Below are 22,237 nucleotides of genomic sequence, written 5' to 3' on the forward strand. Positions count from 1 at the left end.
CCTCCGCGTACTCGCCCGTGCTCTGGTCGACGGCGATCGCGCCGTCGCCGCCGCGGGTCACCACGGCCACCGGCACCAGGTCGGCGAGCCGGCGCAGCGCGCCGCTCGCGCTGTCGGTGCGGGTGTACGCCATCGCCTCGGCCTCGTTCGGCAGGAAGGCGTGGCACAGGGCGAGCTGGTCGAGGAGGCCGGGGGACCACTGCTCGCTGGGGTCCCAGCCGACGTCCGCGTAGATCCGCGTGCCGTTCGCGGCCGCCTTGGCGAGCCAGGCGCGGGGCTCGGCCTCCAGGTGCACCAGGGCCGTGCGCGCGGCGGGCGGGTCGCCCATCAGCGCGTCCTGCGAGTACGGCGGCTCCTGGCCGTGGGTCACCAGGGCCCGGTCCGGGCCGTACGCGATCGAGACGGTGACCGGGGTGTGCCAGCCGTCCGCGGTGCGCGAGAGCGAGAGGTCGACGTGCTCCTGCTCCGCGAGGACCGTACGGCAGTACGCGCCGTAGTAGTCGTCGCCGAACACCGTGGCCAGGGAGGTGCTCAGGCCGTAGCGGGCGGCGGCCACCGCCAGGTTCGCGATGCCGCCCGGACCGGCGCCCATCCCGCCCGTCCAGATCTCCTCGCCGGGGGTCGGCGGCCTGTCCAGACCGGTCAGGACGAGGTCGTAGAAGAGCAGCCCGGTCAGCAGCACATCGGGCCGCGCGTCGGGCCGTTCGTCACCCACGAGCGCATCCTCTCGTCAAAACTCTTCACTTTCGGTGCACGGGATCGTGTTTCGGTGGACAGGATCGTGCGCGTATCTGGCCGATTTGGCAAGAGTCGAGCAGATCGGAGCATAGAAATGATTGGGAATGACGAGTACTGTTCAGCGCGTGCTGGCAGAGCGACGACATCAACTCATCCTGCGGGCCCTGCGCTCCGGTGGCCCCGCGGCCGTGACCGACCTCTCGGAGCAGCTCGGCGTGAGCCCCGCCACCGTCCGGCGCGACCTGCTCAAGCTGGAGGAGGAGGGCCTGCTCACCCGGGTGCACGGCGGGGCGGTGGCCGAGGAGGGCGACCAGCCCTTCGCCGAGGTCGCCGAGGTGCGCGTGGCCGAGAAGGACGCCATAGCGCAGCGGGCCGCGGCGCTGGTCGAGGACGGCCAGTCCGTGCTGCTCGACATCGGCACCACCGCCTACCGGCTGGCCCGGCAGCTGCACGGCCGCCGCATCACCGTGATCACCAGCAACCTCGTCGTGTACGAGGAGCTGGTGGACGACGAGGCCGTCGAACTCGTGCTGCTCGGGGGCATGGTCCGCCGCGAGTACCGCTCGCTGGTCGGCTTCCTCACCGAGGACAACCTGCGCCAGCTGCATGCGGACTGGCTGTTCCTGGGAACCAGTGGAGTACGGCCGGGCGGCCAGGTGATGGACACGACCGTCATCGAGGTCCCGGTCAAGCGCGCCATGATCGCGGCGGCCGACCGGGTCGTCCTGCTCGCCGACCGCGCCAAGTTCCCGGGGACGGGGATGGCGAAGGTCTGCGGGCCCGAGGAACTGGACGTGGTGGTGACCAACGGACCGGCGGACGCCGGCACGCGGGCCGCCCTGGAGGAGGCGGGCGTGCGCGTGGTGCTCGCATGACCGGCGGTGTGCGCGAGCACTCGGCGGCAGGGACCGGTACCGGGACCCCGAGGAACGGCGAAAGGGCAGTGGCATGAAGCTGACGATTCTGGGCGGCGGGGGATTCCGCGTGCCGCTCGTGTACGGGGCGCTCCTCGGCGACCGCGGCGAGGGCCGCGTCACCGAGGTCGTCCTGCACGACCTGGACGCGGGACGGCTCTCCGCGGTCGCCCGCGTCCTCGCCGAGCAGGCGGCGGACGTCCCGGACGCCCCCGCCGTGAGCGCCACCACCGACCTGGACGAGGCGCTGCGCGGCGCCGACTTCGTCTTCTCCGCGATCCGGGTCGGCGGCCTCGAAGGCCGGGCCGCCGACGAGCGGGTCGCCCTCGACCAGGGCGTCCTCGGCCAGGAGACGGTCGGCGCCGGAGGCATCGCCTACGGCCTGCGCACGGTGCCCGTCGCCGTCGACATCGCCGAACGGGTGGCCCGCCTCGCCCCCGACGCCTGGCTCATCAACTTCACCAACCCCGCCGGACTGGTCACCGAGGCCATGTCCCGCCACCTCGGCGACCGCGTCATCGGCATCTGCGACTCACCGGTCGGCCTCGGCCGCCGCATCGCCCGGGTGCTCGGCGCGGACCCCCGCGAGGCCTGGATCGACTACGTCGGCCTCAACCACCTCGGCTGGGTCCGCGGCCTGCGCGTCGCCGGCCGCGACGAACTCCCGCGCCTGCTGGCCGACACCGACCTCCTCGGCTCCTTCGAGGAGGGCAAGCTCTTCGGCACCGACTGGCTGCGCTCGCTCGGCGCGATCCCCAACGAGTACCTGCACTACTACTACTTCAACCGCGAGACCGTGCGCGCCTACAGCCGGGCGGAGCAGACCCGCGGCGCCTTCCTGCGCGACCAGCAGGCGCGGTTCTACGAGGAGGCGGGCCGCCCCGGCACCGCGGCCCTCACCGCCTGGGACCGCACGCGCGCCGAGCGCGAGGCCACGTACATGTCCGAGAACCGGGAGACGGCCGGCGCCGGCGAGCGCGACGCCGACGACCTGTCCGGCGGCTACGAGAAGGTGGCGCTCGCCCTGATGCGGGCCATCGCCCGCGACGAGCGCACCACGCTCATCCTCAACGTCCGCAACCGGGGCACCCTCTCGGCGCTCGACGCGGACGCCGTCATCGAGGTGCCCTGCCTGGTCGACGCCAACGGCGCCCACCCGGTCGCGGTCGCCCCCCTGCCCGGCCACGCCACCGGCCTGGTGTGCGCGGTGAAGGCGGTGGAGCGCGAGGTGCTCGCCGCCGCGGAGTCCGGCTCGCGCACCACGGCCGTCAAGGCGTTCGCCCTGCACCCGCTGGTCGACTCCGTGAACGTCGCCCGGAACCTGGTCGACGGCTACACCGCGGTCCACCCGGGCCTGGCGTACCTCAAGTAAGCCCCGTCGGACCGCCCGCCCCGCACCCCACCTGGAGTCATCCATGCACGACGAACGCCGGCGCATCGAGGAGCGTGTCCAGCGTCTCCACGAACAGCGCGTCAAGGCAGCCCTCTACGCCGCCGCCGTGCCCTTCGAGGTGACGGCCTGGCAGGCGCCGGGGGAGCCCGTCCCCTTCGAGGAGGCCGCGGCCGCCCCGTACGAGCCCTTCGCGATGGACACCCCGTGGGGCCCGCCCTGGGGCACCACCTGGTTCCGGATGCGCGGGCAGGTGCCCGCGGAGTGGGCGGGCCGGCGCGTCGAGGCCGTCATCGACCTCGGCTTCGTCGGCGACTGGCCCGGCAACCAGGCCGAGGCCCTCGTCCACCTCGCGGACGGCACCCCGCTGAAGGCGGTCAACCCGCTCAACCAGTACGTGCCGATCGCCCGCCCCGCGAGCGGCGGCGAGCAGGTCGACTACCTGGTCGAGGCGGCCTCCAACCCGGACATCCTCGCCGACGACTTCTCCCGGCCCACGCCGATGGGGGACGTGCGCACCGCGGGCGACAAGCCGCTCTACACCTTCCGCCGGGCCGACCTGGCCATCCTCGACGAGGAGGTCTGGCACCTCGACCTGGACCTCCAGGTACTGCGCGAACTGATGGTGGAGCTGGGCGAGCACGACCCCCGCCGGCACGAGATCGCGCACACCCTGGACCGCGCCATGGACCTGCTCGACCTCGACGACGTGTCCGGCTCGGCGGCGGACGTGCGGGCCGTGCTGAAGCCCGCGCTGGCCAGGCCCGCCCACGCCAGCGCCCACACCGTCTCCGGCGTCGGCCACGCGCACATCGACTCCGCCTGGCTCTGGCCGATCCGCGAGACCAAGCGCAAGACGTCCCGCACCTTCTCCAACGCCACCGCGCTCGCCGACGAGTACGAGGAGTTCGTCTTCGCCTGCTCGCAGGCCCAGCAGTACGAGTGGGTGCGCGACAACTACCCGAAGGTCTGGGCCCGCATCCAGGAGTCGGTCAAGAAGGGCCAGTGGGCGCCGGTCGGCGGCATGTGGGTGGAGGCCGACGGCAACCTGCCCGGCGGCGAGGCCGTCGCCCGCCAGTTCGTCCACGGCAAGCGGTTCTTCCTGGAGCACTTCGGCGTCGAGACCAAGGGCGTGTGGCTGCCGGACTCCTTCGGCTACACCGCGTCCTACCCGCAGCTCGCCAAGCTGGCCGGCAACGAGTGGTTCCTCACCCAGAAGATCTCCTGGAACCAGACCAACAAGTTCCCGCACCACACCTTCTGGTGGGAGGGCATCGACGGCACGCGGATCTTCACGCACTTCCCGCCGGTCGACACCTACAACGCCAGCTTCTACGGCGAGGAGATGGCCCTCGCCTCGCGCAACTACCGCGAGAAGGGCGTCGGTACGCGCTCGCTGGCCCCCTTCGGCCACGGCGACGGCGGGGGCGGCCCCACCCGCGAGATCATGGAACGGGCCCGCCGGCTCGCGGACCTGGAGGGCTCGCCGAAGGTCGTCGTCGAGCACCCCGACGACTTCTTCGCCAAGGCCCGCGCGGAGTACCCCGACGCCCCGGTCTGGGTCGGCGAGCTCTACCTGGAGCTGCACCGCGCCACCTACACCTCGCAGGCCCGCACCAAGCAGGGCAACCGCCGCAGCGAACACCGCCTGCGCGAGGCCGAGTTGTGGGCCACCACGGCCGCGCTGCACGCGCCCGGCTACACCTACCCGCAGGAGAAGCTGGACCGCCTGTGGAAGACGGTCCTGCTGCACCAGTTCCACGACATCCTGCCGGGCTCCTCCATCGCCTGGGTGCACCGCGAGGCGGAGGCCGAGTACGCGCGCGTCGCGCAGGAGGTCGAGGCGCTGACCGCCGAGGCGGTCGCCGCGCTCGGCACGGGCGGCCCCCGCGTCTTCAACACCAGCCCCGTGGAGCGCCGTGAGGTCGTCCGCACCGCCGACGGCGCCCTGACCCGCACCGTGGTCCCGGCGAACGGCAGCGCGCCCCTCGGCAGCGGCTCCGGCTCCGGCACTGGCACTGGCACCGGCTCTGGCACCGGCTCCGGTACGGACGAGGATCCCGCCCCGGTGACGGTCACCGGCCGCGTCCTCGACAACGGCCTGGTCCGCGTCGAGGTCGCCGCGGACGGCACCCTGGCCTCGGTGCGCGACCTGCGCGCCGGCGGCCGGGAGGTGCTGGCGGAGAAGGGCAACCTGCTCCGGCTGCACACGGACCTGCCGAACTACTGGGACGCCTGGGACGTCGACAAGCACTACAGGAACCGCTACACGGACCTGCTCGACGCCGATTCCGTGACCGTGGTCGAACAGGACCCGCTGCTCGGCGCGATCCGCGTCGAGCGCTCCTTCGGCAACGGCTCGCACCTCACCCAGACCATCAGCCTGCGCGCCGGCAGCCCCCGCATCGACTTCGAGACGGACATCGACTGGCACGAGGCCGAGAAGTTCCTCAAGGCGGGCTTCCCGGTGGACATCAGGGCGGCCCACTCGTCCGCCGAGATCGCCTTCGGCCACATCCAGCGGCCCACGCACACCAACACCAGCTGGGAGTCGGCCCGCTTCGAGGTCTCCGGCCACCGCTGGGTCCACCTCGGCGAACCCGGCTACGGCGTGGCGGTGATCAACGACTCCACGTACGGCCACGACGTCTCCCGCACGGTCCGCGAGGACGGCGGCACGACGACCACGGTCCGGCTCAGCCTGGTCCGCGCCCCGCGCATCCCCGACCCGGGGGCCGACCAGGGCAGGCACCGCTTCACCTACGCGCTGCTGCCGGGCGCGAGCATCGAGGACGCGGTCGCCGAGGGGTACGCGCTCAACCTGCCGCTGCGGGTGGCCGACGCGGCGGGCGCGCCCGGACCGGTCGTCTCCGTGGACGGCGAGGGCGTGACCGTCGAGGCGGTCAAGCTCGCCGACGACGGCTCGGGCGACGTGGTCGTACGGATCTACGAGTCGCGCGGCGGCCGTGCGCAGGGCATCCTGCGCACCGGCTTCCCGCTGGCCGGCGCGCAGCTCACCGACCTCCTGGAGCGACCGCTCGCGGCGGCCGGGACGGACGGGGACGGCGTTCCCGTCACGCTGCGCCCCTTCGAGATCCAGACGCTGCGGCTGGCCGTGGGCGAGCGCTAGGCGATGAACGCTAGAGGTCCAGGTCCGTGTGCAGCGGCGTGGACAGTGGACGCACCGCGCGCGGGCCGGAGACCACCGCGTAGTCCTGGCCGAGGAACGGCGGGACGAGATCGCCGGGCTCCTCGCCGAGCGCGAGGCGCACGGCGGCCCACGGGGCGTTGATCCCGCACTGCGAGAGCTGGTGCAGCCCGCCCGCCGGACGCGTGTTGACGTCCATCAGGACCGGCTCGTCGCCGAGCATCCGGAACTGGATGTTCGTCAGGTGGTGCAGCCCGAAGCCCTCCGCGAGAGCCCGCGCCGGCTCGATCCACCGCGGGTCGAGCGTGAAGCCGCGCCGCCGCCCGTTCTTGGTGCGGCCCACGGCCATCCGGACCCGTCCGTCCGGGCCGGTGAGGCAGTCCACGGACACCTCCGGCTCGCCCAGCAGGGGCATGACCAGCCAGTCCACGGGCTCGTCGGCCCCCCGCAGCGCCTGCAGGACCAGGTCCAGCGGCATGTACGGGCTGGGGAAACCGCTCAGGTGCATGAGCGAGAAGGGAGAGCGCGTGATGATGCGGAAACCGACGCCGCCCGCTCCCGAGGCCGGTTTGAAGCACGCCTTGTGGCCCGCGGCCTCCAGCTCGTCGACCGCCGCGACCAGCTCGTCCGCGGTACGCACCCGCCGGTACGGGGGCACCGGCACGCCGAGCTCCCTGACCGCCTCGTACGCGTCGACCTTGTCCTGGAAGATGCGCACGGCGTCGGCGGGCGGCGCGAGCAGGGCGGTGCCGACCGCGGCGAAGTCCTCACGGTGCTCCGCCAGGACCGTCTGGTGCAGGACGGGCACGAACACGTCGATCGCGTGCCGGGCGCACTGGTCGAGCGCGTACTCGACGTAGGCCGCCGGGGACAGTCCCGCGGGCTCCATCGCGGCGGTGTCCGCCGCGGCCAGGATCGGGGAGTCGGGATCACCGTGGGTCGCGTGGATCTCGACCGCGCGACCACACGGATTTCGCCGCAGCTGATCCATGAAGAACACGTTCTCCGCATACGTGCGATTGAGCCAGACGCGTACGCGAGAGACCATGCAAGCCGCCTTTCAGGGTTCACGGGCAGGGCGAAGCAGGCCGTGCCCGGCCAAGAGGGTGAGTGGGTACACAAAACCGCCGTTCGAAAACGGGGATCGTGGCGGTTGTGTAAGGCCGATCATAAGGCTTCCCGGGCGATGGTGCTGCTACGGGCGTGTTACGGATCGGCCGGACGGGCCCGCGGCGACCGCTCCGGTGGTCCGCTGAGGGCGCGCCGGTGCCGCCCCGCACGGTCCCCGGTCCAGCGGCGGTGGGCCTTGTACCGGGGAGCGCGCGTGTGTTCTTGTGGTCGTATTCGGGCGGCCGCGAGGCCTGTCGGACCGGCGAGGGGGCGAGCGTGACGACGGCTGACCGTCAGGGCCGGCTGCTGGCGATCAGCGACCTGCACATCGGATACGCGGAGAACCGCGCCCTCGTCGAGGAGATGCGCCCCGGGAACGACGACGACTGGCTCCTGGTGGCCGGCGACGTCGCCGAGACGGTGGCGGACATCCGCTGGGCGCTGGGGACCCTCGCGAGCCGCTTCCGCACGGTGGTCTGGGCGCCGGGCAACCACGAGCTGTGGACCCACCCCAAGGACACCGTCACCCTGCGCGGGGTCGCCCGCTACGAGCACCTCGTCGAGGTCTGCCGGGAGCTGGGCGTGCTCACCCCGGAGGACCCGTACCCCGTGTGGGAGGGTCCCGGCGGGCCGGCCGTCGTGGCCCCGCTCTTCCTCGGCTACGACTACTCGTACCTGCCCGCCGGCTGCACCACCAAGGAGGAGGGGCTCGCGTACGCCCACGGGACCGGCATCGTCTGCACGGACGAGCACGTGCTGCACCCCGACCCGTACCCCAGCCGGGAGGCCTGGTGCCGGGCGCGGGTGGCCGCGACCGCGCGCCGGCTCGACGCGATCCCCGACGGGCTGCCCACGGTCCTGGTCAACCACTACCCGCTGCACCGCCACCCCACGGAGATCCTCTGGTACCCGGAGTTCGCCATGTGGTGCGGCACGACCCTCACCGCTGACTGGCACCGCACCTACCGCGTGGCCGCCATGGTCTACGGCCACCTGCACATTCCCCGCACCACCTGGCGCGACGGCGTCCGCTTCGAAGAGGTGTCGGTGGGCTACCCCCGTGAGTGGCGCAAGCGCCCGGAACCGCCGGGTGAGCTGCGCCGCATTCTGCCGATGGAGGTCGGACCCGGTGATCGAGGAGCTGCTCCCGGAGTCGGTCGTGGCCGTGGAGGCACACGCTGACGACCACCCGGGGGGTGCGCACGGCGCGACGCCGTACCCCGAGCTGTACCCCGAGGAGGCGGCGCTGGTCTCGCGCGCGGTCGAGAAGCGCCGCCGGGAGTTCGCCGTGGTGCGCGGCTGCGCGCGGCGTGCCATGGAGAAGCTCGGCGTGCCCCCGCAGGCCGTCCTGCCCGGGGAGCGGGGAGCCCCGCAGTGGCCCGAGGGACTGATCGGCAGCATGACGCACTGCGACGGCTACGCGGCCGCCGCCCTGGCGCGCGGTACCGACCTGGCCTCGCTCGGCATCGACGCGGAACCGCACCGGCCGCTGCCCGACGACGTACTGCCGGCGGTGGCGCTGCCCGGCGAGGCGCGGCGGCTGCGCGACCTCGCCGGGGAGCGGCCCGGGGTCCACTGGGACCGGCTGCTGTTCAGCGCCAAGGAGTCGGTCTACAAGGCGTGGTTCCCCCTGACCGGGAAGTGGCTCGACTTCGCCGAGGCGGACATCGAGGTCTTCACGGATCCCGGACGGACCACGTCCGGCGGCCTGCGCGCCGGACTCCTCGTGCCCGGTCCGGTGGTGGGCGGCCGTCGCATCGACCGCTTCGAGGGGCGGTGGACGGTGGCCCGGGGACTCGTGGCGACCTCGGTGGCCGTGCCGCACTGAGGGCACCGAGCGCGGCCCGGGGGTGGCGGGGTCCCATCACGCCTCCGGGCACCAGGTGTGCAGCAGCCGGAAGAACGCCTCCTCGTTGCCCTCCAGTCCCGCCGCGGCCAGTGCCTGCTCCGCCTCCGCGAGGGCGGCGGGCGGCACGACGGCCGGCCGGCCCGGGCCCGCCGGCGCGTCCATCGCGGCTCGTACGGTCTGCAGCAGGCGCAGATAGGCCTGCACGGCGGTGCGTTCGTGATCGGTCAGTACGGCGGTCGGCATCGGACGGCCCTCCCGGTTCGGCTCGGCTACGGCTCTTCGGTCGCTTCTTCTGCGGTCGCCACGCCGCCGCACGGCGGTGGCGCTGGGTCCAGCTTGCCGTCCACCACTGACAATGCCCCTTGCGCGAGGTTCGTTCACCCGGCCGGCCGAACGCGGGAACCGGGGAAACCCCTGTTCAAGAGGGGAACACCCGCCGGAACGACACCCCGGCCGGCTCCCGGCGGGCCCGCTCCCTAGCGGGCCCGCTCCGGGAAGTCCCGCGGGCCGGGCGTACGCAGGCCCCGGGCGACCGCGACGACGGGCGAGCGGCGCAGCGCGCGGGACATCCGCACCAGGTCACGCGGGCCCCCGGCCGCGGCCGGCTCCGCGCGGTCGACGACCCGGCCCTGGGGGTCGGCGGCCCGCGCCCGCACGGCCGCCGCGACCATCGCCGCGTCGGCCTCGGCGAGGGCCTGCGCGGGGTCCGAGCCCGCCGCCAGCGCCGCCTCGTAGGCCCGGGCCCGCAGCGCGGCGTCGAAGTAGGGGGACAGGCTCAGCAGCCCGTCGTGGATGTCCGACGCGCGCTGCGTGACCCGCAGCCCGGCCGGCGACCACCAGGACATCCGCACCGCGCGGCCCGCGTACGGCCGCACCGGCCGCAGCTCGCGCCAGAGCGGGCCCAGCCGGTGGTACGTCGCCCACCCCGTCCAGGTGTCCTGGACCCGCTGGCAGGCCAGCGGGAGGCAGAAGCCGACCGCGCTGATCTGCGCGCCGGCCGAGGCGAGCACCGGGGCCACGTCGGAGCTGAGGTAGTCGAGGTTCCCGCCGTTCCAGCGCGCGACCACCGCGGTGGTCTTGGCGCTCAGATAGGCGATGTTGCACACGTAGCCCGCCACGATGACCAGCAGCCCGGCCCGCAGCCGGCCGTGGACCTGCAGCGCCCAGCGGCCGCACATCACGTTCATCGCGACGCCCGCCACGGCCAGCGCGCCGAGGTAGAGCACGATCATCTCGCGGACGAACGGCTCGTCGGCGTAGTAGGTGTCGAAGTCCCGCAGCCGCTCGACCGGGGCGTCGCCGAGCGCGAACAGCACGATCAGCGCCACCACGACGACGCCGTACCCGGTGATCCAGCGCCACGACGTGCGCCGGGTCAGCTCCGGCGGCCCGCCGCGCCAGTTGACGATCAGCACCAGGCAGGCCGCGCTGAACGCGCTCAGCAGGCAGTAGACGAGCGGCGCGGAGACGTTCGCGACGCCGACGACGTCGTTCACCTCGGCGATGGTCGGCGGCGCCGCGAAGAAGAACACCAGCCCCGTCAGCGCCAGCACCCAGCACACCGACCGCAGCAGCGGATCGCGCCACGAGCGCAGCAGCGAGGGGCCCTTGACGGCCAGCACGGCCGCCGTGGCGACGGCGGGCAGGTAGTAACTGGTCCCGTCCACGGTGCGCCGCCGCCGTCAGCCCTGCGGGCCGCGGTAGCCCAGGGACGCCTCGATCCGGCCCGCGAGCCCCTCGCCCGGCACCGGCCCGCGCGGCGCCGGACCGGCCAGCCACCCCCGGCACCGGCTCGCCAGCAGCAGGCCGAAGCTCTCGGCCTCCTTCTCGTCGGTCAGGTCGAACCGGGTGCGCGCCGCCACCTTCAGGACGGCCGCCCGCAGGTCGGCGCCGTCCGACAGCAGCCGGGCGGCGACCTCCGCGCCGTCCACGTGGTGGCCGCGGTGGCCCGCGCTCATGTGCCACAGCTCGTGGCCGAGGATCACCAGCTGGTGGTCGGGCGCGGTGCGCTCCTCGATGACGACCAGGTCCTGCTCCGCCATGTCGAGCCAGAGCCCGCTGGCGGTGCCGGGCGGGAAGGGGGCCGTGCGGAACCGGACCGGGCGGCCGCGGCGCCTGCTCATGGCCGCGCACAGCGCCCCGTACAGCTCCCGCGGCTCCGCCGGTGCCGGCAGCGAGAGTTCGTCGACCAGCTCGCCGCACAGACGGCGCATGCGCCGTGCGATGCCCACCGCAGTCCCCCGGATCACGACTCTGGCCGCTTGACGCTCTCCAGGAGCATGTCCAGCCACTCGGCGACCTTGTCCCGGTGCTGGTCGGTGGGCAGCTGCGCGGCCCGCCAGGCGATGCCGCGCACCCCGTGGTCCTGCAGCAGCCGCTCCAGCTGGTCGGGCCCGGCCGCCGGGTCCGCCCCGCGCTCCCGGTCGGCGAGCCGCTGGAGCAGGTCCTGCTCGGTGCGCTGCAGGGCGCCCGCCAGCGCCTCGGGGTCCTCGGCGGTCAGGAAGCCGGCGTGCACCCGGAAGAAGCGCTGGATGGCGTCGCAGTGCTCCATCGTCGGGCGCCGGTCGCCGTTGATGAGCGCGCCCGCCTGCTGGCGCGACATGCCCGCGCCGTCGGCGATCTCCTGCTGGGTGTACCGGCGCCCGTTGGGCTTCAGCCGGGTACGGCGCAACAGGTCCAGGCGCTGCAGGAAACGGGCCTGGAGGTCGGGCTCGCCCGCGGCCCGCCCGTTCAGCAGGGAGCGGACCACGACCTCGGGGACGCCCGAGGCGACGGACAGCCTGCGGACGTCGAACACCTCGCTGTGCGGTGCGCCGAGCCGGTCCGCGAGACCGGCGACCCGGGCCACGACGGCCGGCAGCAGACCCGTCGCCGCGGCGTCCGGAACCTCGAAGCCATCCGTCACCGACAGTTCTCCTACGTCTTGATCGACCGGCCGCTGTGGGGGAACCGCATCCCTCGGACGTGAAGTCCCTGTGGGGATCCGTGGAGCGCTGCGTGAACTGCCCGAAGACCGGAGAGTAGCCCTTGGTCGAACGCACATCCAGGTGTCGCCACAACTGTGGCGGGATTCAGCCGTCAACAGGCGCCGAATGCCACGATAGTTGACACCGCTCCGACCGGGGTAGCAGGATCACGACGCCGCGTGAAGGCCGCATAGGCAAGAGGGGTGGACCTCCCGATGGCATACCAGGCAGGAGGACCCCGGCCGCAACTGCGGCAGGTCCCCCAGAGTCTTGAGGCCCAGGCGTACCTCCAGGACTACGCGGCGCTTCTGGACGCCGTTCCCTTCCCTTCCCTCGTCGTCGACCACCGCTGGGACGTCGTCCTCGCCAACGGCGCGTTCGAGACACTTTTCCGCGGGGTCGGCCCGCACCCCACCGCCATGCCCGGCGACAACTTCCTGCGGTTCGTGCTCTTCCACCCGGACGCGGGCACCGTCCTCGCCGAGCACGAGTCGAGCTGGTGCCTGCCGATGCTCGCGAACTTCGCCGCCGCCGTGGAGCAGCACGGCCACGACCACGGGCTCCAGTCGATCCTGCGGGACATCGCCCAGGACCCGATCATGGACGCCGCCTACCGGCACGGCCTGCCGCACTGGATCCGCTCGGTCGGCCAGGAGGCCGTCGAGCACGACGGCGCGGTGCGCCCGCTGGTGCACCCCGACCCGCGGTGGGGGAGCACCTGCCGGATCGTCGGCGAGACCCCCAAGACCCTGCACGACATGGGGTACACCCGGCTGACGCTGGTCCTGCGCGAGGCCCGCCGCCCGGCGCCGGCGACGCGCCGCACGGGCCGGCCGGGCCGCGGGCGCCGCGCGGCGGGCCACCTCAGCGTGGTGCCCGCGACCGAGGCGTAGCCGCCCCCACCGGCCGCGGGCGGTGACACGTGCCCCCGCCACGGGCACCTCCGGTACCGGCGTCCCCGCCGCGGGCGTCCTCACTTCGGGGGAGGCGTGTCCTTGAGGTCCTCCACCGGGCGGTCGGCCGGTGTCCCGCGTTTGGCCGCCTGGATCTGCTCGTACACATGGGTGCGCAGTTCGGCGAAGCGCGGTGCCACCCGGGTGTGCAACTGGTCCCGTTCGGCGGGCAGGTCGACCTTCAGCTGCTCCCGCACGACGGTCGGCGAGGAGGACAGGACCAGCACCCGCTCGCCCAGGTAGACGGCCTCGTCGATGTCGTGCGTCACGAACAGGATCGTGATGCCCCGCTGCCGCCACAGCCCCCGCACCAGGTCCTCCAGGTCGGCCCGGGTCTGGGCGTCGACCGCCGCGAACGGCTCGTCCATGAGCAGCACCTCGGGCTCGTACGCCAGGGCGCGGGCGATCGCCACCCGCTGCTGCATGCCGCCGGACAGCTGCCACGGGTACGCGCCCGCCGCGTCGGCCAGCCCGACGGACTCCAGCGCGTCCGCGACCAGCCCGCGCCGCATCGGGCCACGCAACTTCTTCTGCTTGAGCGGTAGTTCGACGTTCTCGCGCACCCGCATCCAGGGGAACAGGCTGCGCCCGTACTCCTGGAAGACGACGGCCATGTCCGGCGGCGGCCCGGTCACCCGGCGGCCCCCCACCAGCACCTCGCCCGCCGTGGGTGTGAGCAGCCCGCCCACGCACTTCAGCAGGGTCGTCTTGCCGCAGCCCGACGGCCCGACCAGGCAGACCAGTTCACCGGCGTCCACGGTGAAGGTCAGGTCGCGCACCGCCTCCACCCGCCGGCCTGCACCCTCGTAGACCTTCTTCAGTCCGCGTACGTCGAGCATGGACCGCCCTTTCGCGGGGTTCACGGGGACCGCGGGGACGCGTCGCGCAGACCGTGGTACCAGCCGAGCACGCGCCGCTCGACCTCCCGGAAGACGACCGACAGGAGGAACCCCAGCAGGCCGAGCAGCAGGATCCCGGTCCACATGTCGGGGATGGCGAAGCCGCGCTGGAACTGGACGATGGTGAAGCCGAGCCCGTTGCTGGCCGCGAACATCTCGCTGATGACCATCAGGATGATGCCGATCGACAGGGCCTGGCGCAGCCCCGCGAAGATCTGCGGGCTCGCCGCGGGCAGCACCAGGTACCGCAGCCGGGCGGGGCCCCTAACGCCGTAGGAGCGGGCCGTCTCGGACATCACGGGGTCGACCGCCCGCACGCCCTCGACGGTGTTGAGCAGGACCGGCCACACGCAGCCGCTCGCGATCACCGCGACCTTCATCGTGTCGCCGATGCCCGCGAAGAGCATGATGACCGGCACGAGCACGGGCGGCGGCACCGCGCGCAGGAACTCAAGGACCGGTTCGCACACCGCCCGCACCCGCCGGTACGAGCCGACGACCGTGCCGAGCGCCACCCCCGCGACGGCCGCGCACGCGTACCCGGCCGTCAGCCGCACCAGGCTCGGCAGCACGTCCTCGCGCAGCCGCTCACCGGTCCACACGTCGGGGAACGTGCCGAGGATCGTGCGCAGCGGCGGCCGGTAGACGTCCGTGCTGTCCTCCGAGGCGAACCACCACACCGCGACGAGCACGGTGGGCAGCGCGACGGCCAGCAGCAGCCGCAGCGCCAGGTCCCGTACCCGGTTCCTCACACCGCCACCTCCCCGCGCACGGACTGGTGCCAGGCCAGCGCCCGCCGCTCGACGGTCCGTGCCCCCACGTTGATCAGCAGCCCGAGCAGACCGGTGACCACCACCAGCGCGTACATCTCCGGCACCGCCTGGGAGGCCTGGGCGACGGCGATGCGCGCTCCCAATCCCGGTGCGCCGATGACGAGTTCGGCGGTCACGGCGAGGATCAGCGCCACCGCCGCGGCCAGCCGCACCCCCGTCATGACGTACGGGAGGGCGCTGGGCCACAGCACGTGGCGCACGCGCGCCCAGGTGCCCAGGCCGTACGAGCGGGCGGTCTCCTCGGCGACCGGGTCGACGTCCCGGACGCCGTACAGGACCTGCACGAGGACCTGCCAGAACGACGCGTAGACGACCAGCAGGAGCACCGAGCGCAGTTCGGTGCCGTACAGCAGCACCGCGAGCGGGATCAGCGCGACCGACGGGATCGGGCGCAGGAACTCGATCGTCGACGCGGTCGCCTCCCGCAGGTACGGCGTGACCGAGATCAGGACGCCCGCGACGATGCCCGCGCCCACGGCGAGGGCGAGGCCGATCGCCCAGCCGGTGAGGGTGTCCCCGAGCGCGGTCCAGAACGCGCCGTCGGACAGCTCGCCGGCGAGCGCCCCGGCGATGCGGCCGGTCGGCGGGAAGTAGTCCTCGTCGACGAGGCCGAGCCGCGGCACCACCTCGCCGAGGGCGAGGAAGCCCGCGAGCCCGGCCGCGCCCAGCAGGGCGTCGGCTCCCCTCACGGCAGCAGCTTGTCCAGGTCCGGCGCCTTCTCGAACAGGCCGTCCTGCTGCCCCAGTTCGGCCAGCCGCTCGATGGAGGGGCGGTCCGGCTCGGCGGGCCAGCGGGGCAGGACCAGCGACTTCACCAGGGGCTGCGGGATCTTCGTGTACGTGCCGATGATCTCGCGGACCTCCTCCGGGTGGCTGTCGGCGTACTCCAGGGACTCGGCGGTCGCCTCCTGGAACTTCTTCACCGTCTCCGGGCTCTTCTGCGCGTACTGCTGGGAGGTGAAGTACATGGCCACGGTGAGGTCGGGCGACACGTCGTAGAAGAGCGACGCGATGGAGGTGCCGCCCTCCGCCTTGATGCTGGCGAGCGCGGGCTCCACCACACATGCCGCGTCCACCCGGCCGCCCTCCAGCGCGGCCGGCATCTGGTCGAAGGGCATCTCCACGAACTCCACCTTCGACGGGTCGCCGCCGTCCTTGCGGACCGACTCCCTGGTCGAGGTGTCGCAGATGTTCTTGAGCGTGTTGGCGGCGACCTTCTTGCCCTCCACGTCCTTGGCGGACTTCAGGGGGCTGCCCTTCTTCACGGCCAGCTCGGCGAAGTCGGCGCCCTCCTTGCCCGTGGACGCCACCCCGTTCACCACCGCCTTGACCGGCACGTTCTTCGACTGGGCGGTCAGCAGGGACGTCATGTTGCTGAAGCCGAAGTCGAACTGGCCGGAGACGACACCGGGCACGATGGCCGCGCCGCCCTGCGCACTGGTCAGCGACAGCTTGATGCCGCGCTCGCTGTAGAAGCCCTTCTTCTGGCCGAGGTACAGCGGGGCGACGTCGATGATGGGGATGACGCCCACCTTCACCGTGGTGGTGCCCCCGCCCCCGGATGCCTTGCCCTTGTCGTCGTCCGACCCGGAGGAGCCGGACGAACCGCAGGCCGTCGCGGCGACCACCGTGGCGCCGGTCACCAGGCCGATGAGCAGACGACGCATGACTCCCCCTAGTGGGACAGTTCTTCGACGGGCTGTGCGCAGACCGCACAGAAATGCTCAGCGGGAACGTAGAACGGCGGCACGGAACAGGTCAATGCCCTTGACGCGCACGGTCGTTGACAGTTGCCGAAGCGTGCTCCTAGCGTGCGCAGAACGCACCCCCGTGCGTCCCGTGCGTGCGTCCCGTGGAGGCGATGGTGCCTGCTGGAGCCCGCGAACCGCATTTCGTCCGTTCCTTCGAGCGCGGCCTCGCGGTCATCCGCGCCTTCGACGCCGACCACCCGGAACTCACGCTCAGCGAGGTGGCGCGGATCACCGACCTGACCCGCGCGGCGGCCCGCCGCTTCCTGCTGACCCTCTTCGACCTGGGGTACGTGCAGACGGACGGGCGGATGTTCCGGCTCACCCCGCGCGTCCTGGAGCTCGGGTACTCGTACCTGTCCGGTGTCACCCTGCCGGAGATCGCCGAGCCGCACCTGGAGCGACTCGTCGCGCAGATACGGGAGTCGTCGTCCCTGTGCGTCCTCGACGGCGACGACGTCGTGTACGTCGCCCGCGTGCCGACGCACCGCATCATGACCGCGACGATCACCGTCGGGACCCGTTTCCCCGCCCATGTGACCTCGGTCGGCCGGGTGCTGCTCGCGCAGCTCGCCGACGAGGAGATCGCCACGCGCCTGGCCCGCGCGGACCTGCGGCCCCTGACGGCCCGCACGATCGGCTCCGCCGACCTGCTCCGCGCCGAACTGCGCCGGGTGCGCCGCCAGGGCTACGCGATCGTCGACCAGGAGCTGGAGGAGGGGCTGCGCTCGGTCGCCGTCCCGGTGCGCGACCGGGACGGCGAGGTGGTGGCGGCGGTCAACATCCCCGTGCACGCCAGCCGCAACTCCGTGGAGTCCGTACGGCGCGACCTGCTGCCCCACCTGCTGGCCACGGTCGCCCGGATCGAGGCGGACCTGCGGATCACAGGTCGAGCACGAGGCGCTTCCCGAGGCACCGGGACACACAGATGAACATGGTGTCGCCGGCTGCCCGCTCCTCCTCGGTGAGCACCGAGTCCCGGTGGTCCGGGACGCCCTCCAGGACGTCCGTCTCACAGGTCCCGCAGGTGCCCTCGGTGCACGAGTAGAGGGCGTCCACACCGGCGGCCAGCACGGTGTCGAGCACGGACGCGTCCGCGGGGACGGTGAGGGTCCGCCCCGAGCGCCGCAGCACGACCTCGAACTCCGTCTCCGCGTAAGGGTCCTGGCCTTCTCCGGGCTCCTTGGGCCGGAAGCGCTCGACGTGCAGGGAGCCCGCGGGCCACCCGGCGCACCGCTCCTCCACGGCGTCCAGCAGCGGCGCGGGACCGCAGCAGTAGACGAGCGTGTCCGGGGCGGGGGAGTCCAGCACGGGGCCGAGGTCGAGCAGCCCCGACTCGTCCTGCGGGACGAGGCGCACCCGGTCCCCGTACCGTTCCAGTTCCTCCCGGAACGCCATGGACAGCCGGGTCCGCCCGCCGTACAGCAGCGTCCAGTCCGCACCCGCCGCCTCGGCCGCGGCCAGCATCGGCAGGATGGGGGTGATGCCGATGCCGCCGGCGACGAAGCGGTAGCGGGGCGAGGGCAGCAGGGCGAAGTGGTTGCGCGGGCCGCGCACGCGGACCCCGGCGCCGACGGCCAGCCGCTCGTGCACATGCGCGGACCCACCGCGCCCGGCCGGTTCGCGCAGCACCGCGACCCGCCACGCGTGCCGGTCGCCGGGGTCCCCGCACAGGGAGTACTGCCGCTCCAGGCCGGGCGCCAGGGCCACGTCGACGTGGGCGCCGGGCTCCCAGGCGGGCAGTTCGCCGCCCAGCGGATGGCGCAGGGTGAGCGCGAGCACGCCGTCGGCCACCAATTCCGTTTCGGCGACGACCAGTTGGGCTTCGTACAAGATCACGTTCCGATCATGCGGAAGGGGTGTCCTTCGGGCAGGGAGTGTCCTTCGGGGTGGGCGAGCATCCACTCCCACATCTCGACCGGGTCCTCGGCGGTGTACTCGGCCCCGCAGTGGCAGGTGCCGAGCAGGACGTCCGTGCCGGGGAGCCAGTCGACGCGGTAGACCTCGCCCGTCGGGCCGCTCACCGGACCCCCTCCACCGGCTTGGCGCCCTCCTCGACCAGCCGGGCGAGGATGCGGCGGGCGGCCAGACCACCGGTGTCGATGTTGATGCTCAGCTCCTGGTACCCGGTGCGCTCCGTGCCGAGCGTGCGCTGCAGCAGGTTGAGCGCGTCGACGTCCTGCATCACGACGGTGTGGTTGTTGGCCCGCAGGAACTCGGTCACCTCGGCGTCGTCCGTCGCCCAGTCGCGCGACACCATCCAGAAGTCGTACACGTGGCCGTCGGCGGACGGGGTGATGGCGTACGTGATCTCCGTGTGGAAGCCGTTCGGGTCGCTGCCGTCCGGCTCGGGCACGACCCCGACCGGCGCGATCCGGCTGTGCAGCAGATACAGACAGGGCGCGTGGTACTCGATGTCCTGCCAGCGGGTGATCCGCCCTTTTATACCGGTCGACTTGGCATAGAAGGGCGGGCACTCGGCGTCTTCCATGCGCCGGCTGACCCGCACGACGCCGGCGCCCTCGTCCACCTCGGTGGTGATGGGCGTCTCGGCGACCTCGGGCGTGCCGATGTACCCGCCGTGCAGGTAGGTCTCGTGCGACAGGTCGAGGAGGTTGTCGACGAGGAGGCCGTAGTCGGCGTCGATCGGCTCCATCCCGCTGACGGTGACCCAGCCGGGGGAGTCGAGGTGCGGGGCGCGCGGAATGCCTCCCGGGTCGGCGAGGGCGGGGTCGCCGATCCACACCCAGACGAGCGCGTCCTGCTCGACCACGGGATAGGAGGCGACGCGGGCGGTACGGGGGACGCGCCGCTGGCCCGGTACGTACACGCAGGTGCCCGTGGTGTCGTACGTGAACCCGTGGTACCCGCAGACGATCCGGTCACCGTCGAGCCCGCTCGCGGACAGCGGGTAGCGCCGGTGCACGCACCGGTCGTGCAGGGCGACGGCCCGCCCGTCCTCCTCGGTCCGGTAGAGCACGAGCGGCTCCCCGAGCACAGTCCGCCCGAGCAACTCCCGCCCCACTTCATGGGCGTAGGCGACGACGTACCACTGGTTCCTGGCGAAGGCGGTGGTGTGCGGCATGGCGTTCCCGTCCCTGTCGGCGGGGCTCCGTCGCCCCGCGTGCCGTGGTTGGAAACAGGGTCCTGACGGGCGCGGCGACGACGCAAGGCGGCTTCTGCCAGACGGAAGCGTCTCTGCGAAAGAGTCGGTCAGAGCCTTGCCGCGCGCCTCGCTCACAGCGGCAAGGGGCCCGGCATGGTGGCGCCGGACACGTACGTCCTCGTCCCGACGGCCAGCTGCCGGGGGGCGTCCGGATCGAGTACGTGGAGTGGGACGAGGCCCAGTGGGGGCGTGCCGGAGGCCGACCGGCCTGAGCGTCGTGCCGGCCGTGCCGAGTCTCGTACCAGCCGTACTAACAGTCGTCTCAGGTTCGCTCTGTACGAAGTAGCCATCCAGACAAGCGATGCAACTCGTATGCAGGAGGCTAGAGATGGCAGTCGACACAGCGCCGCCCGGGGGAGCGCCGGCCGGTCGGTTGGCAGGCCGGTGGGTGCCCTGGTTGGTGATCGGCCTGTGGCTGGTGCTGGCGGCGGCCATGGTGCCGCTGAGCGGAAAGCTGAGCTCGGTCACCACCGACAGCGCCGTGGACACCTTGCCGGCCGGCGCCGAGTCCACCAAGGTGGCGGCGCTGGACGACACTCTCCCCGGCGGTGAGGACAGCACGTTCGTCTTCGTGTACCACCGGGCCGACGGCTTGACCGCCGCCGACCGCGCGGCGGTCGAGCGCCACTACGACACCCTTGCCGAGCAGTACCCGCCGAAGACGAAGGCGGAGGCCGACGAGGCCGACGAGGGCTCACCGACGAGCCTCTCCTCCGACCGCGAGGCGATGACGTTCACCCTCGACGTGAGCACGTCCTACGGCCCACCGGAGGAGATCGTCGGCCCGTTGCGCGACGCCACGAAGGACCGCCCCGCCGGCCTGGAACTCGACGTGACCGGACCGGGTGCGATCGACGGCGACATGGAGGCCGTCTTCGACGGCATCGACGTGCAGGTCCTCCTCACCACCATCGTCGTCGTCACGCTCCTGCTCATCCTCACCTACCGCAGCCCGGTGCTGTGGATCATCCCGCTGGTGGCCGTCGGCGCGGCGGCACTGACCTCGATGGGGACCGTCTACCTGCTCGTCAAGGGCTTCGGCATCGTCATCAACGACCAGAACTCGGCGCTGCTGACGATCCTGGTGTTCGGCGTCGGCACGGACTACGCGCTGCTGCTCATCGCCCGCTACCGGGAGGCACTGCACCACCATGAGAACGTCCGGGTCGCGATGGTCCACGCGCTGCGCGGCGCGGCGCCGGCCATCGTCGCGTCCGCGGCCACCGTGGTCGCCGGCCTGCTCTGCCTGCTCGTCGCGGACCTGAACAGCACCAGCGGGCTGGGCCCGATCGGCGCGGCCGGCATCCTGTGCGCACTGGTGGCCATGCTGACGCTGTTCCCGGCGGTGCTCGTGGTGCTCGGCAGGCGGATCTTCTGGCCGGCCGTCCCGCGGTTCAGCACGACCGCGGAGGAGAAGCCGGGGCTGTGGGGACGGCTCGGCACCGCCATCAACCGCCGCCGGTGGGTGGCGACGCTCGGCTCGTTCGGGGTCCTCGGCGTACTCGCCCTCGGGCTGGCGGGCAACACCGGCGCCCTGCGGGAGCAGGACCAGTTCCTGTCCACGCCGGAGTCGGTCACCGGCTTCACCGTCCTGCGCCAGCACTTCCCGGAGCTCGGCGGCCAGCCGATGACGGTCTTCACGCGGCCGGCGCAGCAGGAGCGGGTGCTCGACGTCGTCGAGGACACCCGCGGTGTGGCCCTGGCCGTCCCCGAGCAGACCAGCGGTGGCTGGACCAACATCTCCGTGTTCCCGAAGGACGCGCCGGACACCGTCGCGGAGTACGACACGATCAAGCGGGTGCGCACCGCCGTGCACGCGGTGAGCGGGGCGGAGGCGATCGTCGGCGGGCCGAGTGCGGAGAACCTCGACACCGAGGTGACCACCCGGCACGACGAGAAGCTGGTGATCCCGCTGGTGCTCGCCGTCGTCCTGATCGTCCTCGGGCTGCTGCTGCGCGCGGTCCTGGCCCCGCTGCTCCTGATGACCACCGTGATCGTCTCGTTCGCCGCGGCCTTCGGCGGCAGCGTGTTCGTCTTCGACACGATCCTCGGGTTCAAGGGCATCGACTATTCGGTGCCGTTGCTGGCCTTCCTGTTCCTGGTGGCACTCGGCGTCGACTACAACATCTTCCTGGCCAGCCGGGCCCGGGAGGAGACCGTGCGCCTCGGCACCCGGGAGGGCATGCTCAAGGCTCTCTCCGCCACCGGTGGCGTCATCACCTCGGCGGGCCTGGTCCTGGCGGCCACGTTCGCGGTCCTCGTCACCCTTCCGCTGGTGATGCTGGTCGAGGTCGGGTTCCTGGTCGCCTTCGGCGTGCTGCTCGACGCCCTGCTGGTGCGGTCGGTCCTGGTGCCCGCCCTCACCCTGCTGATCGGCCGGCGGATCTGGTGGCCGAGCCGGCTGTCCCGTCCGGCGGCGGAGCTGCCGGGCGGTCAGCAGTCGCCCGCCCGTGAGGAGGAGCCCGCGCTGCAACGGTGAGCGCGGCGGTACGGACGAGATCCGGGACGGGCCTGAGGCCCGTCC

Annotated in this window: 21 protein-coding genes; 8 read left to right on the plus strand and 13 right to left on the minus strand. The window is 72.7% G+C overall.

Going from position 1 to position 22,237, the window contains the following annotated elements; genetic code table 11:
• The coding region (locus FGF04_RS10230; RefSeq protein ID WP_149511002.1) for a PfkB family carbohydrate kinase at positions 1-715 on the minus strand (715 nt) is incomplete at its 3' end.
• Positions 716-863: 148 nt separating this feature from the next.
• Between FGF04_RS10230 and FGF04_RS10235 the strand changes: the two genes are divergently transcribed.
• The 3 genes from FGF04_RS10235 (at position 864) to FGF04_RS10245 (ending at position 6,172) form a co-directional block, all read left to right on the plus strand.
• Positions 864-1,613, plus strand: a complete 750-nt coding sequence (locus FGF04_RS10235) for a DeoR/GlpR family DNA-binding transcription regulator (protein ID WP_149510963.1) — start codon at positions 864-866, stop codon at positions 1,611-1,613.
• Positions 1,614-1,686: 73 nt separating this feature from the next.
• Entirely contained in the window at positions 1,687-3,024 is a 1,338-nt protein-coding gene (locus FGF04_RS10240) for a 6-phospho-beta-glucosidase (protein ID WP_149510964.1), read from the plus strand.
• Between the two features lie 43 nt (positions 3,025-3,067).
• Positions 3,068-6,172 carry an alpha-mannosidase gene (locus FGF04_RS10245; RefSeq protein WP_149510965.1) on the plus strand — a complete coding sequence of 1,035 codons (3,105 nt, stop codon included), beginning with the start codon at positions 3,068-3,070 and terminating at the stop codon, positions 6,170-6,172.
• A gap of 10 nt (positions 6,173-6,182) precedes the next feature.
• On the opposite strand, the gene FGF04_RS10250 is transcribed toward FGF04_RS10245, so the two are convergent.
• Entirely contained in the window at positions 6,183-7,238 is a 1,056-nt protein-coding gene (locus FGF04_RS10250) for an ATP-grasp domain-containing protein (RefSeq protein ID WP_149510966.1), read from the minus strand.
• A gap of 338 nt (positions 7,239-7,576) precedes the next feature.
• Between FGF04_RS10250 and FGF04_RS10255 the strand changes: the two genes are divergently transcribed.
• Positions 7,577-8,482 carry a metallophosphoesterase family protein gene (locus FGF04_RS10255; protein ID WP_149510967.1) on the plus strand — a complete coding sequence of 302 codons (906 nt, stop codon included), beginning with the start codon at positions 7,577-7,579 and terminating at the stop codon, positions 8,480-8,482.
• Complete coding sequence (locus tag FGF04_RS10260) at positions 8,430-9,128, plus strand: 4'-phosphopantetheinyl transferase family protein (protein WP_149510968.1); 699 nt, start codon at positions 8,430-8,432, stop codon at positions 9,126-9,128. Before FGF04_RS10255 ends, FGF04_RS10260 begins: the two co-directional genes overlap by 53 nt.
• A 36-nt stretch (positions 9,129-9,164) precedes the next feature.
• Here FGF04_RS10260 and FGF04_RS10265 read toward each other — a convergent pair whose 3' ends face one another.
• The 4 genes from FGF04_RS10265 to FGF04_RS10280 all read right to left on the minus strand — a co-directional run bounded on the left by FGF04_RS10265 (position 9,165) and on the right by FGF04_RS10280 (position 12,054).
• On the minus strand, positions 9,165-9,392 hold the full coding sequence (locus FGF04_RS10265; RefSeq protein WP_149510969.1) for a hypothetical protein: 228 nt from the start codon (positions 9,390-9,392) through the stop codon (positions 9,165-9,167).
• Between the two features lie 233 nt (positions 9,393-9,625).
• The gene (locus FGF04_RS10270) at positions 9,626-10,816 is read right to left on the minus strand and encodes an MAB_1171c family putative transporter (protein WP_149510970.1); all 1,191 of its coding nucleotides are present in this window, start codon (positions 10,814-10,816) and stop codon (positions 9,626-9,628) included.
• A 15-nt stretch (positions 10,817-10,831) separates the two neighbouring features.
• The gene (locus tag FGF04_RS10275; protein ID WP_149510971.1) at positions 10,832-11,362 is read right to left on the minus strand and encodes a toxin-antitoxin system, toxin component; all 531 of its coding nucleotides are present in this window, start codon (positions 11,360-11,362) and stop codon (positions 10,832-10,834) included.
• A 32-nt stretch (positions 11,363-11,394) separates the two neighbouring features.
• Positions 11,395-12,054, minus strand: a complete 660-nt coding sequence (locus FGF04_RS10280; RefSeq protein ID WP_149510972.1) for a helix-turn-helix domain-containing protein — start codon at positions 12,052-12,054, stop codon at positions 11,395-11,397.
• A gap of 276 nt (positions 12,055-12,330) precedes the next feature.
• Here FGF04_RS10280 and FGF04_RS10285 point away from each other — a divergent pair, with 276 nt between their 5' ends.
• A complete protein-coding gene (locus FGF04_RS10285; protein WP_149510973.1) occupies positions 12,331-13,008 on the plus strand; it encodes an MmyB family transcriptional regulator in 678 nt (225 codons plus the stop codon).
• 80 nt (positions 13,009-13,088) lie between these two features.
• Here FGF04_RS10285 and FGF04_RS10290 read toward each other — a convergent pair whose 3' ends face one another.
• Genes FGF04_RS10290 through FGF04_RS10305 form a run of 4 tightly spaced genes read right to left on the minus strand, consistent with a single transcriptional unit; the run spans position 13,089 to position 16,466 of the window.
• Positions 13,089-13,907, minus strand: a complete 819-nt coding sequence (locus tag FGF04_RS10290) for an ABC transporter ATP-binding protein (RefSeq protein ID WP_149510974.1) — start codon at positions 13,905-13,907, stop codon at positions 13,089-13,091.
• 20 nt (positions 13,908-13,927) lie between these two features.
• Positions 13,928-14,719 (minus strand): ABC transporter permease, encoded by a 792-nt coding sequence (locus FGF04_RS10295; protein ID WP_149510975.1) that lies wholly within the window; start codon positions 14,717-14,719, stop codon positions 13,928-13,930.
• Positions 14,716-15,489 (minus strand): ABC transporter permease, encoded by a 774-nt coding sequence (locus FGF04_RS10300; protein WP_149510976.1) that lies wholly within the window; start codon positions 15,487-15,489, stop codon positions 14,716-14,718. The genes FGF04_RS10295 and FGF04_RS10300 overlap by 4 nt, the downstream gene beginning before the upstream one ends.
• Entirely contained in the window at positions 15,486-16,466 is a 981-nt protein-coding gene (locus FGF04_RS10305; protein WP_149510977.1) for an ABC transporter substrate-binding protein, read from the minus strand. Before FGF04_RS10305 ends, FGF04_RS10300 begins: the two co-directional genes overlap by 4 nt.
• Positions 16,467-16,660: 194 nt before the next feature.
• Here FGF04_RS10305 and FGF04_RS10310 point away from each other — a divergent pair, with 194 nt between their 5' ends.
• Positions 16,661-17,479 (plus strand): IclR family transcriptional regulator domain-containing protein, encoded by an 819-nt coding sequence (locus FGF04_RS10310; RefSeq protein WP_149510978.1) that lies wholly within the window; start codon positions 16,661-16,663, stop codon positions 17,477-17,479.
• On the opposite strand, the gene FGF04_RS10315 is transcribed toward FGF04_RS10310, so the two are convergent.
• Genes FGF04_RS10315 through FGF04_RS10325 form a run of 3 tightly spaced genes read right to left on the minus strand, consistent with a single transcriptional unit; the run spans position 17,430 to position 19,632 of the window.
• Positions 17,430-18,386, minus strand: coding sequence for a PDR/VanB family oxidoreductase (locus FGF04_RS10315; RefSeq protein WP_149510979.1), 957 nt, complete (start codon positions 18,384-18,386; stop codon positions 17,430-17,432). The genes FGF04_RS10310 and FGF04_RS10315 overlap by 50 nt on opposite strands.
• Complete coding sequence (locus FGF04_RS10320) at positions 18,383-18,571, minus strand: hypothetical protein (protein ID WP_149510980.1); 189 nt, start codon at positions 18,569-18,571, stop codon at positions 18,383-18,385. Before FGF04_RS10320 ends, FGF04_RS10315 begins: the two co-directional genes overlap by 4 nt.
• Positions 18,568-19,632 carry an aromatic ring-hydroxylating dioxygenase subunit alpha gene (locus tag FGF04_RS10325; RefSeq protein ID WP_149510981.1) on the minus strand — a complete coding sequence of 355 codons (1,065 nt, stop codon included), beginning with the start codon at positions 19,630-19,632 and terminating at the stop codon, positions 18,568-18,570. The genes FGF04_RS10320 and FGF04_RS10325 overlap by 4 nt, the downstream gene beginning before the upstream one ends.
• Before the next feature lie 409 nt (positions 19,633-20,041).
• Here FGF04_RS10325 and FGF04_RS10335 point away from each other — a divergent pair, with 409 nt between their 5' ends.
• A complete protein-coding gene (locus tag FGF04_RS10335; RefSeq protein ID WP_149510983.1) occupies positions 20,042-22,192 on the plus strand; it encodes an MMPL family transporter in 2,151 nt (716 codons plus the stop codon).
• Positions 22,193-22,237: the final 45 nt, after the last annotated feature.

It is taken from the genome of Streptomyces apricus, from assembly GCF_008369065.1.
GTDB classification, from domain to species: domain Bacteria; phylum Actinomycetota; class Actinomycetes; order Streptomycetales; family Streptomycetaceae; genus Streptomyces; species Streptomyces apricus.

Bases quoted from the DNA above. Each gene is read 5' to 3' on its own strand.
- FGF04_RS10240 (WP_149510964.1), top strand. From the start codon at position 1,687: ATGAAGCTGACGATTCTGGGCGGCGGGGGATTCCGCGTGCCGCTCGTG.
- FGF04_RS10245 (WP_149510965.1), top strand. From the start codon at position 3,068: ATGCACGACGAACGCCGGCGCATCGAGGAGCGTGTCCAGCGTCTCCAC.
- FGF04_RS10250 (WP_149510966.1), bottom strand. From the start codon at position 7,238: ATGGTCTCTCGCGTACGCGTCTGGCTCAATCGCACGTATGCGGAGAAC.
- FGF04_RS10265 (WP_149510969.1), bottom strand. From the start codon at position 9,392: ATGCCGACCGCCGTACTGACCGATCACGAACGCACCGCCGTGCAGGCC.
- FGF04_RS10275 (WP_149510971.1), bottom strand. From the start codon at position 11,362: ATGCGCCGTCTGTGCGGCGAGCTGGTCGACGAACTCTCGCTGCCGGCA.
- FGF04_RS10285 (WP_149510973.1), top strand. From the start codon at position 12,331: ATGGCATACCAGGCAGGAGGACCCCGGCCGCAACTGCGGCAGGTCCCC.
- FGF04_RS10290 (WP_149510974.1), bottom strand. From the start codon at position 13,907: ATGCTCGACGTACGCGGACTGAAGAAGGTCTACGAGGGTGCAGGCCGG.
- FGF04_RS10305 (WP_149510977.1), bottom strand. From the start codon at position 16,466: ATGCGTCGTCTGCTCATCGGCCTGGTGACCGGCGCCACGGTGGTCGCC.
- FGF04_RS10310 (WP_149510978.1), top strand. From the start codon at position 16,661: ATGGTGCCTGCTGGAGCCCGCGAACCGCATTTCGTCCGTTCCTTCGAG.
- FGF04_RS10325 (WP_149510981.1), bottom strand. From the start codon at position 19,632: ATGCCGCACACCACCGCCTTCGCCAGGAACCAGTGGTACGTCGTCGCC.
- FGF04_RS10335 (WP_149510983.1), top strand. From the start codon at position 20,042: ATGGCAGTCGACACAGCGCCGCCCGGGGGAGCGCCGGCCGGTCGGTTG.